Raw genomic sequence first — 15,204 nt, 5'->3', positions numbered from 1 at the left:
GACTCACACTCTCCGCTCGGGGTTGCCGAGGCTCCAGTCCCACGGACGCACCTCGACACGCGAGAACAACCCTTCCTTCACGTACGGATCGTTGCCGACGAACCGCATCACGGCATCGATGTCGTCCGCCTCGATGACGAGCAACGTGCCGTTCATCGCATCGCCCTGCGGATCAAGCGTCGGGCCGCCGAGCCGCACATACACGCCGTGCTGCGCGGCGGAACGCAGGTAGGTCCGGTGCGTGGGCCGCACGCGGTCGCGCACCTCGCGCATGCCGGGCTGGTCGGTGGCGAACACCGCAAAAAAGCGCGCCATGTCGATCAACTCCGGTCGAGCACGAAGTCGTACGTCGCTTCGCGATACGGGCCGTTCAGGCCGACGTGACGAGCGATCCCGTCATCCGCGGCGCGCGGGCGATACGCGACCATCAGCGACGGCTTCACGCCGAAGACGGCATCCGATTTCAGATACGCGTCGTCTTCATCGAAAAGATGCGTGACGAGCGTGCGATAGCCGGGCGCGTCGATCATGAAATGCAGATGCGCGGGCCGCCACGGATGGCGGCCGGTGGCATCGAGCATCTTCCCGACCGGGCCGTCGGTCGGAATCGGATAGCTGACCGGCAGAATCGTCGTGATCGCATACCGGCCTTCGGCATCGGTCCGGTAGCGCCCGCGCAGATTGCCGTGAGGCTGTTCGGTATCCTGCCCGGAATACATGCCGTTGTCCGCGGTCTGCCACACGTCGAGCACGGCGTCCGCCACGGGCGCGCCGTCGGTGGCGAGCACGCGGCCGTGCACGACGACCGGCGTGCCCGGCGTAAACGCCATGTTCTCGCCATACGCACGATCGGGCATGCCCTCGATGTAGAACGGGCCGAATACGGTGGTTTCCGTCGCGCCGGTGGCGAAGCGATGGTTGATCGCGTCGACCAGCATCGACACGCCGAGCGTGTCGGACAACAGAATGAATTCCTGTCGCACGACGTCGTCGCACATCTGCCCGGTTTCGGTCAGGAAGCGAATCGCTTCCATCCATTCGGCTTCCGTCAGCTCGGTCTCGCGGACGAACGCATGAAGATGCCGCACGAGGCTCTGCATCAGCACGCGCAGGCGCGGGTTCGGCGTAGCGTCGAAGCTGGCGACGACCTGTTCGGTCAGCCGGGTGTCGCCGTCTTGATGATCATTCGTCACGTTCGTCTCCCTGGATCCAGCCGGCCGCTCAATGCGGCTCGCGCCCTTCCCACGCATGCTGAAGCAATTCGCGAATCGCTGCACGCTCGATCGGCCGCGGGTTCGCGTACGGGTTCCGGCATGCGAGATCGGCGGCTTCGTCGAGGCCCGCTTCCGGCATCCCGATGTCGGCAAGCGCCGGCGCAATGCCGAGCTGCCGATTCAGCCTGAACAGCAGCGGGCCGGCGTCGGCCGCGTCGGTGCCGCCCAGCGCCCGCGCGACGCGTCGCAGCGCGTCGGGCGCCGCAGTATGGTTGTAGTGGGCGGTATGCGGCAACATCGCGGCATGCGTCTGCGCATGCGGCAGGTTGAAGGTGCCGCCGAGCGTATGGCAGAGCTTGTGGTGCAGCGCCATGCCGACCGCGCCGAGGCAGGTGCCCGCGAGCCACGCGCCGTACAGCGCACGACTGCGCATTTCCCGGTCCGCCGGCTCGCGAACCACGCCGGGCAGCGCTTCGCCGAGCGCGCGAATCGATTCCTCGGCCATCAGACTGATCACCGGGTTCGCATCTTCCGCATAGAGCGCTTCGACCGCGTGCGCCATCGCATTGACGCCGGAAGCAGCCGAAATCGCCGGCGGCAGCGACACCGTCAGCGACGGGTCGTAAAGCACGGTGCGCGGCAGCACGCGCGCATCGCGCCCGGTGCGCTTGAGCCGCCCCTCCGTGATCCCGAAGATCGGTGTCATCTCCGAGCCCGCATACGTCGTCGGCACGGCGAGGATCGGCAACGACGACTCGAGCGCGATCGCCTTGCCGAGCCCGATCGTCGAACCGCCGCCGATCGCGATGCAGCAACCCGCGCCCAGTTCGGCAGCCATCTCGCGCGCGGCGCGCGCGACCTCGACCGGCACGTGCATCACGGCCTGCGCACACACGCCGGCGGCCCGTTCGCCGAGCACGTCCCTGACGCGTTCGGCGAGCGCCTGCTGCTCGGGCGTCGACAGGATCAGCGCCCGCCGCGCGCCGAGCGTGGACAGCTCGTCCGGCAAGCGTTCGAGTGCGCCCCACTCGAATACGACGCGCGAAGGCGTTCCCTGATAGACGAAGCGCTCCATCTCGGCCTCAGCGCTTGAAGTGCGGCGGCACCTTGCCGTCGACGTTGACCCACACCGAACGCGCTTCCGTGTAGTCGTGCATCGCCTCGAAGCCCATCTCGCGGCCGTAGCCCGACTTCCCGATGCCGCCGAACGGGCTGCCCGGATTCACGCGCTTGTAGCAGTTGATCCAGCACATGCCCGCGTCGATCCGCGACGCCATCCGGTGCGCGCGGGAAAGATCGTTGGTCCACAAGCCGCTGCCGAGCCCGTATTCGGTCGCATTGGCGATCGACAGCGCTTCCTCGTCGCTGCCGAAGCGCAGCACGGTGACGAACGGCCCGAACACTTCCTCCTGCGCGACGCGGTCGGCGGCGCTCTTCGCTTCGATCACGGTCGGGCGCACGTAGTAGCCGCCGGCGAGCGCCGCGTCCTGCGGCGCGCTGCCGCCGGCGAGCACACGGCCGCCCTGCTCGCGCGCGACGTCGACGAACGACAGCACGCGGTCGAGGTGCTGCTTCGACGTCAGCGGGCCCATCTCGGTGTCCGGGTCCAGCGGGTTGCCGACGCGGATCGACGCAGCCAGCGACACGAAGCGCTCCAGGAATTCATCCGCGATACGTTCGTGCAGCACGAGACGCGAGCCCGCGATGCACGCCTGCCCCTGGTTGTGGAAGATCGCCCAGGCGGCGCCGTTGATGGCCGCGTCGAGGTTCGCATCGTCGAACACGATGTTGGCGCCCTTGCCGCCGAGTTCGAGCTGCACGCGCTTCAGGTTGCCCTGAGACGCTTCGACGATGCGGCGGCCCGTCGCGGTCGAGCCCGTGAATGCGATCTTGCCGACGCCCGGATGTTCGGCGAGCCGCTGGCCGGCGGTATGCCCGTAGCCGGGGACGATGTTGACGACGCCGGCCGGGAAGCCGACCTCGGCCATCAGCTCGACGATGCGCAACGTCGACAGCGGCGTGATTTCCGACGGCTTGAGCACCACGGTGTTGCCCGCGGCCAGCGCCGGGCCCATCTTCCAGCTCGTGAACATCAGCGGGAAATTCCACGGCACGATCTGGCCGACCACGCCGATCGGCGCGCGCTGCACATAGTTCAGGAAGCCGGTTTCGACGGGAATCACCGAGCCCTGCAGCTTGTCGGCCATCCCGCCGAAGTAGCGGAAGCAACCGGCCGTGCGCGGCACGTCGAGCGCACGCGAATCGCGGATCGGGTGGCCGGTGTCCAGCGATTCGAGCTGCGCGAGTTCCTCGGCATTGGCTTCGATCGCGTCAGCGAGGCGCAGCAGCAGCCGGCCGCGCTCGGCCGCCGGCATGGCCGACCATGTCGGGAACGCGCGGGTGGCGGCTTCGACGGCCAGATCCACGTCTGCTGCGGTGGCGGCGGCGATTTTCGTGATCAGCGAGCCGTCGTGCGGATTGAGCACGTCGATCGTGCCGCGGTCGACGGCGTCAACGAAGCGCCCGTCGATGAAGAGTTGGGTTTGCATGAATCGTCCTCGATGTGTTGCCGAAGCACGGTTTAGAACGCGATCGGATACGGCGCGAGCTGGCCGCTCTCGTATCGTTGCGGAAGGTCCGGCGTCGCGTTTTCCCAGACCAGCAGCATCGAGCGCTTCGTCGAATAGCCCTGATGCCGGATGTCGGCGGGCATCGCGCAGATGTCGCCGGCCCGCATCGTGATGCGCGCACGCGGCGCGCCGGTGTTCTTGTCGCCGATGTCCCACACGATTTCGTCGGACAATTGCAGGAACCACTCGACACGGTCGTTGCCATGGAACACCGGCAGGATGAATTCCTCGGTGGTCGGGCAGAACAGGCTGCGTCCGCACACGGAGGTGACCGACGGATTCCACGTCACGTCCGAACGCGACAGGTACTTGAACAGGTTGAACGCATGCAGCTCGCCTTCGAAACCCGGCGCGGCATGCACTTCCGGCTCGTCCTGCGCGACATCGAGGAAGGCGCGGTTGACCGGCAGGTCGTCGCGCAGCGGCGAGTCGCCTTCGAGGCCCGGCATGCGGCGCGTCGCGATGCGCGTGCGCTCGATCGCCGAGCCGTTCTCGCCATGCTTGCGCCCGAATGCCGAGCCCGTTTCCTCGGGCGCCGCGAACGGATCGAAGCCTTCGTTGGTCCAGTCGTGCAGCATGGCCTTGAAGGTCGCCATGATGGTGGGCGTTTCGAACGTCTCGGTGTAGTCGACACCGGCTTCCTTCAGGATGCCGTTGAACGTGCCGGCATACATGTCCACCTTGCCGTAGTGATTGCGCGTGCCGAACACGTGATCGAAATTCACCCAGCCGTAGAAGAAGCCCCATGCCACGTCGCGCATCATCGCGCGCAGGAAGGCATCGGCGGGTATCGCATGCGTGCGGGTCTGGCCTTTCGCCGGCCAGCTGATCTTCACGAAATACTCGTCGCGCTGGAATTCGAACGCGCCGAGCTGGAAGCGGCAGTAACCGGTCACGGCGTCGGGCTGCGTGACCTGGACGAGATCGGCTGCAAAGCTCGCGGGATGATCGAGGGTGTCGAGAGTGGCCATAACGTGTCTCCTGGAATGTTCGAATGAGTGCGATCGCAACGATCAGTGCAGGCAGATATCGGCCCACTTCTCGACGGACAGCTCGCCGAGCACCGTCTGCACGAGCGCGACGCCCGGCTTGCCGGCGGCGAAGCGATACGCGCAGCCGGCCGGCAGCAGCGCCTGATGCCCCTTGCGCAGCACGACGTAGCCCATCTCGCGGCCGACCGGCTGCGTGCCGGCGCTCACGGTGCCGCGGCCGGTGGTCGGCGGGTTGTCGAGCTTGATGAAGTCGATGCGGACTTCGCCATCCATCTGGATCGCGAACTCGTCGTGCGCGCAGGCAAACCACGGCGACCGGCCGTCGGTGCGCAGCACTTCGATCACGTATTCGAGGTTTTTGCCGGCAACGACTTTTTCGTAGGGGGCCGACTTCGACGCCACCTCGAAGACGTTCGAGAACGCGTAGTGCTGTGCGCTGCCGCTGGTGATTTCGATCTCGCCCTTCGTGTAGCCGTCGAGCGAGCCAAAGACGGTGTGGAATGCCGTGTCGGTCATTGCTTGTCTCCTGAGTTGAACCGCTTGTTGGATTCAACTTTAGGGGCGGGGGCGCCCCTCAACAAGGTAACGGACCGCGACTACGGCATTTGCGTTTCGCGAATAATCGCCGGGTCAGCGAACCCAGCCGCGCTCCAGCAGCGGACGATCCCACGGCGACTCGTCGCCGATGTATTCGACGAGGAATTCGACCAGCGCCTTCACCTTCAGCGCCTGCCGCTGCGTTGCGGGATAAACGGCGGCAAAGCTCAGCGGCGCGATCTCGAAGTCGGTGAGGATGGGCACGAGCCCGCCCGCGACGAGCGCGTCGCTCGCGACCAGCGTGGGCAGGCACACGACGCCGCCGCCCGTCAGCGCGTACTCGCGCAGCAGGTGCACGGAGTTCGAGCGGATCATGCCCGGCAACTCCATTTCGACGACCTCGTCGCCGCGCGTCATCGTCCAGCGGTTACGCGACGGATAGCCCGAATAGAGCGCCGTGGTGTGCTGCAGCAATTCGCGCGGATGTTGTGGCGCACCATGTGCTTCGAGGTAGGCCGGTGCCGCGCAGAAGAGGCGGCGCACGACGAACAGGCGCCGCTCGATCAGCGACTCGGAGATCGGCGGAAAGATCTGGAACGCGATGTCGAACCCTTCTTCGACAGGGTCCACCACACGGTCATTGACGATGATGTCGAGCTGGATGCCCGGGTAGCGGCGATGGAATTCGGCGAGCGGCACGCCGAAGTGATCGAGCGCGAAGCCGGGCAGCATCTGGATGCGCAGCCGCCCGGTGGGGGTCGCGCGCAGCTCGCGCATCTGGTCCGTCAGCTCGTTGACGCGCCCCACCACCTCGGCGCACTCGCGGTAGAAAGTCTCGCCCACGTCGGACAGCCGCACGTGGCGCGTACTGCGATGGAACAGCGGCGCGTTGACGAACTTCTCCAGTTGCTGGATGCGGTTCGTCACCACCGAACTGGTCACGCCGAGCTGTCGCGCGGCTTCCGCAAAACTGCTCGCCTCCGCGACCCTGACGAACGCTTCGATGCTCAGAAACCGGTCCATACCGCGCCCTTCCCGAAAGCGAAACTGGCAGTCTAACCGCACCGGCCAGCCGGTTGGGTCATGCGAAAAGCGTCACTGTGTCACCTGACGGGTGTCAATCTCGCAGGGCGCAGGGCGCGGGTACGGTCGCTCAGCCCAGCGCATTACGGCTGCTTGCCCGCCGTCAGCTCCGGTTGCACGGCCACGCGGCGCTGCAGCACGGCGGGTGCGGTTTCGCGCAGCAGCATGCTGACCACGATGCCGAGCATCACCGCGCACATCGGCAGCCACAGGATGTTCTGGATCCCGAAGTGCGCGGCGACGTAGCCGCCCATCGCCGGCGCGATGCCGCCGCCGAAGATTTCGCCGACACCGACCACCGCGCCGATCGACGTCGACACGAGGCCGATGGGCGCGGCTTCGGTCGCCACCGGGCCCGACAGCAGCGAGACCAGGCCGAGCGTGAAGAACGACGCGACGAACAGGACAGCGAACAGCACGACCGGTTGCGGGCCGAGGCCGCGGAAAATGTAGAGCATCACCGCCGTGCCGGCGAAGCCGACGATGCTCGCGATGCGGCGCCCGACCAGGTCGGACAGGCCCGGCAGCCCGAACTGCCCGAGAAAGCCGCCGAAGCCGATCGCCGATACCACGAGGCCCATCTTCTGCGTGCCGAGCGCGAGGTAGTCGGTCAAGTACAGCGGCAGCAGCGCGCCCAGCACGAACACGCCCGTCATCGCGCAGCACAGCGCCGCCATCGCGACGAGGATGTTGCGGCTCTTGAGCACGTGGCCGAGCGAGGCCGGCGCGTGTTCCGACACGACCTCCTTCGTGCGCTTCGGCTCGCGGATGACGAAGAACATGATCGCGCCGAGGATCAGGCCGGGAATGGCCACGAGCGCGAACACCCAGCGCCACGACACGAAGTTGAGCAGTTGCGTCGCGATGATCGGCGACAGCGCGAGCCCGAACAGTGCGAAACCGCTTTGCTGCAGCCCGAGGTTCAGCCCGCGCCGCCGCGGATGCGACGCGTCGGCCGTCGCCGCGAAGCTCGTCGGGCAGAACGAGCCCTCCGCGACGCCCATCAGCCCGCGAATCGCGATCAGGCCGAGCAGGCCGCCCGCGAGCCCCGAGAAGCCCGACAGCAGCGAGAACGCGACGATCGCCGGAATCAGCACCTTGCGGCGGCCGATCTTGTCGGAGATGCCGCCCATCAGCGCCGCGAAAATTCCCCACGACAGGCCGAGCACGCCGATGCAGTTGCCGACGTCCTGCGCGGTCAGGTTCAGGTCCTTCATGATCGAAGGGAACAGCGGCGCGATGAGCCAGCGGTCGAGGCCGACCAGGCCGAAGCCGAGCGCCAGCAGCGTCACCGCTTTCCACTCGTAGGCGGTATCCCACTCGTTTGATTTCATGTCTGTCTCCGTGGATTGGCCCCCCTGCGCGCGCCGGAGCGTCCGTGCATGAGCCAGTTCCGATGTCTTTTGTGTTCGATGCGGCGTGAGCCACGCGGAAGTGACGGCCGCCTTTCCGGTTGCAGGCGTCGAATTCAATCAGCCGACGCCCGAACGATAGGTGCATGGATGCAGATCGGGTATGGAACAACCGGCGAACGCGCCATTCGCGAAATGCAAATAATCGGGACGGGCGCGCGGGGAATGTGGGTGGAGAAGCGCCGTGCGACTGGATGCGGCGTCGAACGGGCGCTCAATCGCGGGTTACGGGGGAATCCCTCATAGACATCGCGGGCGCGTGTGCATGGTCGTGCGGGTTGCTCGATCCGGGTATAGGGCGCGGCTCGTTCGGTGCTCGTCCGGCCGGCCGGCCGGGTAATCGGGGGCAAATCCGGGGGCTCCGGAGCGGGTTCGAGCGCGGGATCTTTCCGATGCGGCAACCGGTTATCGGTCGTTTCGATATGGGACGGGTCTTGTTTTTAGATATTGCCTTCGAATTTAATCAAACAAATAATAATCATGACAATCCTGAAATTCAGACAATGAAAATTGTCTCGGCAAATTTCTCGTACACATAAGAATTTTCAAAAAATTAAATCTCCTTAAATTCACACCATCCCGAAATACAAATCGTTTATCTCGACAAACAAGTTTGATATTCTTCGGCGCAAATCCTCCAGCCCCACCTTTTAGCCAAACAACAATTCCATTTCGAACAAATCCTGATTCGGAACAATACGACGAGACCCAATAAGTATCTCTAAGCACATGCAGGAGCCCGGATGACCGATTCACTTCCCGATCTGCGACCGGTAGCGGACGCATCCACTGACGAACCTGTTACTCAGGTCGATACACCCGACGCACCTGCGTCACGCCCCGAACCGCCGCCGATCATCGTCGGTCGCGTCGAAGGAGTGACGAGGTTCGTGAAAGGCACACCGCTTATCTGCATCTTGCAAATGCCCTTGCCCGGTGTCGTGATCTTCGTGCATGGCGTGAACTCGGAGGGCGAATGGTTCGATGCGACGGAGGAAGGACTGTGCAAGGGTCTCAATCGCCGGCTCGGGCGACTCGACGATCAAATGATGTATCACGGCATCGAAGCCGGGCAGTTGACGCCGGCGAAGTACACGGAGAGCGTGACGCCGGATGGGTTCTTGAATCCGAAGCTGCTGGCGAACAACTATGTCAAGCCGGATCCGTCGTTTTCGCCCGTCATTCACTTCCGGTGGGGTTATCGGGCCTCGGGCGAAGAACTCAAAGAGTACGGCGACAAGATCTTTCTGAACGAGAAGGACTATTGGGGTGGCGGCCCGTTCACGAATGGCTGTTCGAGCCTGCCTGATCTTTGGCACGGCGGTCTGGACGATCGAACGATGGGATGGATGACGGTGCAAGGCATCAATCCGACCAACCGGCCGCTGTATCGTGCGCCGCCGCGTGCGTATGGCGTGCTCGCGGCCTTGCGGTTGGCAAAATTGATCGAGTCGATCCGCCAGATGCAGGCCGACGTACCCATTACCGTCGTATGCCATAGCCAAGGCAACATCGTCGGCCTCACGGCGGCATTCTTCGGCGACGTATTCCCCGATGTCGAAGATCCGTGGGGACGCACGGGCCACTGCGTGGCAGACGCGTACGTGCTTGCGAATGCACCGTACAGCCTTGCGAATGCAGACGGTCCGTACAAATCCGACACGTTCATGGATACGTGGTCGCAACGCGCAACGAAAGACGCGAGCGGTCATCGCGGTCGTCAGACCTACGCCGCGCGCACCAGGACCTTCGGCAAATTCCTGTCGATTATCGGCAACCGTAAGGCCTTCGAACAACCGGTGGACAAGGTTGATGAAGACATGAAAAACAAGCGGGTCTCGCCGACGAGCAACCGGTCGTATGCCGCGCAAGAGGACCGCGATCGGAACGGCTTGAATGGATCGACGTATGGCCGCGTCACCGCGTATTGCTGTCCGCACGATCAGGTGATTTCAGCAGTGACGGTTCAGGGCATCGGCTGGCGCGGGATCAGCAAGCATGAGTTGGACGATATCAGCGCTGCCGGCGTCCTGACGCAGCGGGTGTTCGCCTCCGGATTCCCGGTCGGCGTACAGAAACCGTACCGCTATTGGGAAGACGATTGGCGGCATGGCAAGCCAGGAACGAAATCGGGCTTCTGGTATCCGCCCTCGCCACCGGCCAAATTCAACTTGATCGGCGCCGTCAAAGGTAATGAAAGCGTTTGGGGGATAGCAGCAACGCTCGCAACTGCTCCGCTTATGTTCGTCGTCACCGGCATCAGCTCCGCGTTGAACATGCTCCGCGTGAACGCCGATCCGCCAAAGGGCTGGACGGTGGTAGCAGATGCGCCGGCGCTGGATGATCCCTTCCCGCCCAAGGCATTGCGGTTCGGCAAGCCCGTCGAAACGAAGGACGGCGACGCGGTGAGCGACTTCAACGAAGGTAACGATCCACCGGCCGCATGGCGCGATGCGAACAAGGCCGATGCAGACAAGCGGGCCGACGATCCCTACGACCAATACAAGGCAAAGAACGAGGACAGCGTTGCGCAAGGCACGGCAGCAACCGAAGCCGGGCAGCGCTACGAGGATCGCGCGTTGATGCGGATGGAGGCGCGTCGCACGCTGAACACCGAATGGCTCGACGGTGACGGCCACGTAATTGGCGAGGACGGCAAGAGCGCGATACCCGAAGGCTACAAGGAATGGCGCGACAAGCAGATCGTCGATTGGCTCGATCGCGGTGCGACCAATAGTCCGACCAACCATTCAACAACGATGACCAATCCAGAGCATGCCGAGAAGGCGCTTGCGTATGACGTTGCTGTGGGGCGGTGCTATCTGACGGAGAAGCAGCTCAAATCGCTGCGCATTCAGGCGGACTGGCGGATGGGGGACGGGATTCCCTCGGGGAATCCGAACAAGACGTATGCCGACTATTTTGCGTCTGGGACGCTCGATAGAACGCCTCTCCACGAATGGGTACATACCGAAGAAAGCGAAGGCAAGATGCCGATCGCGATCCTCGATGAGCGTGAGGGTCAGCTTTATTTGAAGGTCGGGGGTGCCGTATGAAGATGCTGATCGCTACATGGCCGCGACGTGTCGCCGCCGCCGTTTCGACATGGGTGCTTGTCACCGTGCTCATGGCCACGCTGATGGCGCATGTGGAACAACCCGACCCGGCACATTTGGAAATAGGAGATTGGATGAAACGATTCGTTGTCTTGCCTGCCTTGGCCGCCCTTGCGGTGTTTATGTTCACCACCGCCATGATGCGTCCTGTACAAGCCTCACCTACCCAAGCACCTGCAGGGAACACCGCGAAAGTAGTAGAAGAGCCGGCGAAGCCATTCTTCACTCAGGTTGTCGGCCTGGTCTGGCTGAATCCGTTACAACGTATGGACTACCCGACCGAATGGCAATTGTTGTGGGCACAAGGGCTTACCACACCGAACAAGAATGACGACATGGTACGTACTGATCCGAAATCATTTTCTACGCTTCAATCCATTGGCGCTTTGGTTTACGGTAACGAAGGCGAGGAAACGTTCAAGGGTTTCTACGCCAAGTACATCGACAAATTCATCCTCCTCCTGCGCGCCCGCTACTTCAGCAACGCGAGCTACTTCTACACGGTAAGGTCCGAAAACCAACGTGATTGGCGCGAACTCGCGGGCATACGGGTCGAAGCTGCCGTCCCGCCCCGGCTTGATCCGGACTTCGCCAAATCGCGCATGGTGGATCGGATGATGAATTTCTTCGAAATCGGTCCGCCGTCACCCAAGACGCTTTGGAGTCGCGACACGCCGCCCGATGTGCACATCACCCAAGGCGGTGCGAACGCCGGCTTTACATCGCTGAACAACGCGTTGGACTACTTGCAGGCGAACCCTGACAAGACCGTATGGGTGATCAACTGGGACGCACCGAGCTTCCCGCCCACGGATGCCCAGATCAACGAGAACCTCGTCGTGCTGTTCCTCGCCGGCCCGAACTTCAACACCGAGCGCGAACCGCTCGCGTGGATCGGCAGGGCTGCAACCGGCAATACACAGGCGTTTGAGCGGAAGGTCGGCACCACCCGTGCCGTGGAAGCGTGGAAGGTAGCCATCGACCAGGCCGCTCGCAATGCCGGCATCGCGGTTCCGGACATCAACTACATCTTCCATGACGCCGGCAAAGCCAGCGACACATCGTCGTCACGCCTTGTTTCGCTCACGCGAACGTTGACCGAAACCCTTCCGGAATACGACTACATGAAGCAAACCTTCAACACGGCCGGTTTGCTCGGCGACATGGGAACCGGCAGCGCATTGACCAACGTGGCGCTCGCGATCGGCCGGGTCAATCACTATGGCGGCAACGCGCTGGTTGCCGGGACAACCGATTCCGAACATCCCGTCGCGGTAATCGTCAGGCCGCCGTCGAAGCTCACGCCGATCGATCCGACCAAAGACTGGTTCCGCGCACGCGGCGGGAACAATGCCTACCTGCCATGGTGGGGCCGTCGACACGACACCGATTACGGCATGCAGGGCTATTCGTGGTGATGCAACCCGGCGCGGCGACCGCGCTGCCCACGCACGCAACCACCACACGAATCATTCAGAGGAGCATATATGCGAGGAATCATCCGGGTAGGCGACATACATACCCACGGCGGCCAGGTCGAAACCGGTGCGGCAACAAGCAAGGTGATGGGTCACGCAGTCGCGCGCATCGGCGACACGTGTTCGTGTCCGATCCACGGCCCGTGCACCATCGTCGAAGGCGATCCGGACTTCAACGTCGAAGGCCGGGCCGCCGCGTTCAACGGTCACGAGACGTCATGCGGCGCGGCGCTGATTTCGTCACTTCCGAATTCGGGGCGCATCTGAATGCTCGAGCCCCGACGCATGACTGCCGAACAGTTCCGGCGGTTGCGGATGCACGATACCCGGATCAAACCCTTGAACCAGTGGGCCTTGCACGAGATTTTCGTGAAGGGCCGGTCACAACGGGCGCTGGCCGCCGAACTGGGCATGACGCGCTCCGCGATGTCGCAGCTCGTGCGCAAGGCCTGGCAACGGCATCTCGATCGATCGGACGCCGACACGCGCGTCATCACGCTCACGATCACGATCCCGGCGAAGTACGAGCACGCGCTGCACGCCTGGGTGCGGGACGCACGGCGATCTTCAAATCTGCCCGATCCGCGCAGCATGGAGCGCCGCACTGACGCATGTGCGGCGGTCATGCGGCCACCCGCATGACCGATCCGCCACCCTGACCAGCCGGGCCAAACAAAAATAAATTCCATATATTCAAGAAAAAACAAAACATCATTCCACATCAAGCTGAATCGCCAGCCAACTTTGGATCCTTTTTCCCCACGCGCCCTCGTATCATTTCTCCCATTCGAAAGAGAAAGATCAAGAGAAGGACATGAGCGATACGACCCCGCTGCACTACCTCGACTATGCAGCCACCACCCCTGCGGATCCCCGCGTGATCGAAGCGATGACGGCCTGCCTCGGCGCCGACGGCGTCTTCGGCAATCCTGCGTCGAGCTCGCACGCGGCCGGCCGGCTGGCGAAGGAGAAAGTCGAGCGCGCACGCGAACAGGTCGCCGCGCTGATCGGTGCGGATGCCGACGAAATCGTCTGGACGTCGGGTGCGACCGAGTCGAACAACCTCGCGCTGAAGGGCTATGCGGAGAACGCGGCCGACAAGCGCCACATGATCACGAGCCGCATCGAACACAAGGCGATCCTCGACACGATGGCGAACCTGTCGACGCGCGGGATGACGGCGACTTACCTGTCGCCCACCGCCGACGGCGAGATCACCGTCGACGCGATCGCCGCCGCGATCGGCCCCGATACGGGCCTCGTGTCGCTGATGCTCGTGAACAACGAGCTCGGCACGCTGACCGACATCGGCGCGATCTCGCGCATCGTGCACGCCGCCGGCGCGCTGCTGCACGTCGACGCCGCGCAGGCGCTCGGCAAGACGCCGATCGACGTGCGCGCGCTCGGCATCGACCTGATGTCGATGTCCGCACACAAGGTTTATGGTCCCAAGGGCATCGGCGCGCTGTTCGTGCGGCGCGACATCGCCGCCCGGATCGCGCCGCAGATCCACGGCGGCGGACACGAACGCGGCCTGCGCTCGGGCACGCTGGCAACCCATCAGATCGTCGGCATGGGCGTCGCGTGCGAAGTCGCCGCCGAGAAGCTCGAGCGCGAAGCCGCGCGGATCGCAGCACTCGGCACACGGCTGACGGACGCGCTGTTCGCACTCGGCGACGTCACGCACAACGCCGCGGCGGCGCGACGCATTCCGCACACGTTGAGCCTGACGGTGAACGCGCCGGGCTTCTTTCCGTTCATGCTCGGCGATTCGCTGGCCGTGTCGTCGACGTCCGCCTGCAATTCGATGAGCGGCGCCCCGTCCCACGTGCTGACCGCGATCGGTCTCGACGCGAACGCCGCGAGCCGCACCGTGCGCGTGAGCTTCGGACGCTTCACGACGGAACAGGACGTCGATTTCGCGATCGCGTGCTTCCAGCGCGCGATCGAGCAATGCCGGGTCGCGGCATCGACCGGGTTCACCGCGTCGCGCCAGATCTGCCCGGCAGACCTGAAGGCGATCCGCAATGCCGGATTCCGCGCGGTGGTCTGCAACCGCCCCGACGGCGAAGACGCCGATCAACCGGCGTTCGAGGAAATCGCAGCCGCTGCCCGCGAGGTCGGGCTCGACGCATACTATCTGCCGGTCGAACGCGATCGCATCGGCGATGCGGAAATCGACGCGTTCGGCGCGCTGGTCGATGCGCTGCCGAAGCCGGTGCTCGCGTATTGCCGAAGCGGAAGCCGGGCGGGAATGCTGTGGAACCGGCTGATGGCCCGCCGCACGGCGACGGCCTGAGCGCGTTCCGCGGGGCACGCCACACGCCCCGCCAAAGCAGCGCCCCGCTCGTCACGCGCCGTACGCATTCCGGGCAGGGAAGCGCACGGTTCGTATCGGTTAACGCGCCAATCCTGCGCCGGCTACTCCGGATACTCCAGTTGCAGCGCGATCCAGTCGGACGTCGCGTCGCCGTAGCGCGCCCAGGCATCGGCGGTCAACGCGACGGCAGTTCATCGAATCCGTTCTCGACCGGAAGATCGAAGGTCCGGTGACACCAGAACGCCACGCGATTCGTCAGCGCGGTTCCTGTGCGTGGTCGCGCGCTTGCCGTCCAGCCAGCCGCCTGCGAGCACGAACGCACCGGTGCAGATGCTCTCGCTTCACGAACCGCTCGATGACCGCGCCGACTCCGCCGTTCCGTGCGCCCCACCGGCGGCGCCCCGGCAACCGCCCGCTTGCGT

The 15,204-nt window shown here is 64.2% G+C and carries 13 protein-coding genes and 1 pseudogene; 5 read left to right on the top strand and 9 right to left on the bottom strand.

The annotated features are described in order from the left end of the window. Positions 1–3 precede the first annotated feature (3 nt). The 8 genes from DCN14_RS02220 to DCN14_RS02185 all read right to left on the bottom strand — a co-directional run bounded on the left by DCN14_RS02220 (position 4) and on the right by DCN14_RS02185 (position 7,790). Entirely contained in the window at positions 4–315 is a 312-nt protein-coding gene (locus tag DCN14_RS02220; RefSeq protein ID WP_096500561.1) for a YciI family protein, read from the bottom strand. Between the two features lie 5 nt (positions 316–320). Beyond that, entirely contained in the window at positions 321–1,193 is an 873-nt protein-coding gene (locus DCN14_RS02215) for an intradiol ring-cleavage dioxygenase (RefSeq protein ID WP_096500500.1), read from the bottom strand. A 28-nt stretch (positions 1,194–1,221) separates the two neighbouring features. Then, positions 1,222–2,289: a maleylacetate reductase gene (locus DCN14_RS02210; RefSeq protein WP_096500502.1), complete on the bottom strand. Its 1,068-nt coding sequence runs from the start codon at positions 2,287–2,289 to the stop codon at positions 1,222–1,224. Positions 2,290–2,296: 7 nt separating this feature from the next. Beyond that, on the bottom strand, positions 2,297–3,763 hold the full coding sequence (locus DCN14_RS02205; RefSeq protein WP_096500504.1) for an aldehyde dehydrogenase family protein: 1,467 nt from the start codon (positions 3,761–3,763) through the stop codon (positions 2,297–2,299). A gap of 32 nt (positions 3,764–3,795) precedes the next feature. Beyond that, entirely contained in the window at positions 3,796–4,815 is a 1,020-nt protein-coding gene (locus tag DCN14_RS02200; RefSeq protein ID WP_096500506.1) for a hydroxyquinol 1,2-dioxygenase, read from the bottom strand. 42 nt (positions 4,816–4,857) lie between these two features. Next, on the bottom strand, positions 4,858–5,352 hold the full coding sequence (locus tag DCN14_RS02195; RefSeq protein WP_096500508.1) for a hydroxyquinol 1,2-dioxygenase: 495 nt from the start codon (positions 5,350–5,352) through the stop codon (positions 4,858–4,860). Between the two features lie 114 nt (positions 5,353–5,466). Next, positions 5,467–6,396 carry a LysR family transcriptional regulator gene (locus DCN14_RS02190; protein WP_096500510.1) on the bottom strand — a complete coding sequence of 310 codons (930 nt, stop codon included), beginning with the start codon at positions 6,394–6,396 and terminating at the stop codon, positions 5,467–5,469. 143 nt (positions 6,397–6,539) lie between these two features. Further along, positions 6,540–7,790, bottom strand: a complete 1,251-nt coding sequence (locus DCN14_RS02185) for an MFS transporter (RefSeq protein ID WP_096500512.1) — start codon at positions 7,788–7,790, stop codon at positions 6,540–6,542. 821 nt (positions 7,791–8,611) lie between these two features. Between DCN14_RS02185 and DCN14_RS02180 the strand changes: the two genes are divergently transcribed. The 5 genes from DCN14_RS02180 (at position 8,612) to DCN14_RS02160 (ending at position 14,761) form a co-directional block, all read left to right on the top strand. After that, on the top strand, positions 8,612–10,924 hold the full coding sequence (locus DCN14_RS02180) for a hypothetical protein (RefSeq protein ID WP_115531353.1): 2,313 nt from the start codon (positions 8,612–8,614) through the stop codon (positions 10,922–10,924). After that, positions 10,921–12,402: a virulence factor gene (locus DCN14_RS02175; RefSeq protein WP_240327245.1), complete on the top strand. Its 1,482-nt coding sequence runs from the start codon at positions 10,921–10,923 to the stop codon at positions 12,400–12,402. Before DCN14_RS02180 ends, DCN14_RS02175 begins: the two co-directional genes overlap by 4 nt. A gap of 69 nt (positions 12,403–12,471) precedes the next feature. Further along, positions 12,472–12,729, top strand: coding sequence for a PAAR domain-containing protein (locus DCN14_RS02170; protein WP_096507883.1), 258 nt, complete (start codon positions 12,472–12,474; stop codon positions 12,727–12,729). Positions 12,730–12,747: 18 nt separating this feature from the next. Beyond that, positions 12,748–13,104: a TrfB-related DNA-binding protein gene (locus DCN14_RS02165; protein ID WP_096507983.1), complete on the top strand. Its 357-nt coding sequence runs from the start codon at positions 12,748–12,750 to the stop codon at positions 13,102–13,104. A 172-nt stretch (positions 13,105–13,276) separates the two neighbouring features. Next, entirely contained in the window at positions 13,277–14,761 is a 1,485-nt protein-coding gene (locus DCN14_RS02160; protein ID WP_096507884.1) for an aminotransferase class V-fold PLP-dependent enzyme, read from the top strand. A gap of 122 nt (positions 14,762–14,883) precedes the next feature. On the opposite strand, the pseudogene DCN14_RS38565 reads toward DCN14_RS02160, so the two are convergent. Beyond that, a pseudogene (locus DCN14_RS38565) lies at positions 14,884–15,044 on the bottom strand (thiamine biosynthesis protein ThiJ); the annotation flags it as partial. Positions 15,045–15,204: the final 160 nt, after the last annotated feature.

It is taken from the genome of Burkholderia sp. IDO3 (genome assembly GCF_003366075.1).
Lineage (GTDB): Bacteria > Pseudomonadota > Gammaproteobacteria > Burkholderiales > Burkholderiaceae > Burkholderia > Burkholderia anthina.
The sequence above is the reverse complement of the archived record's forward strand: the minus strand, read 5'-3'. Positions and strand labels throughout refer to the sequence as shown.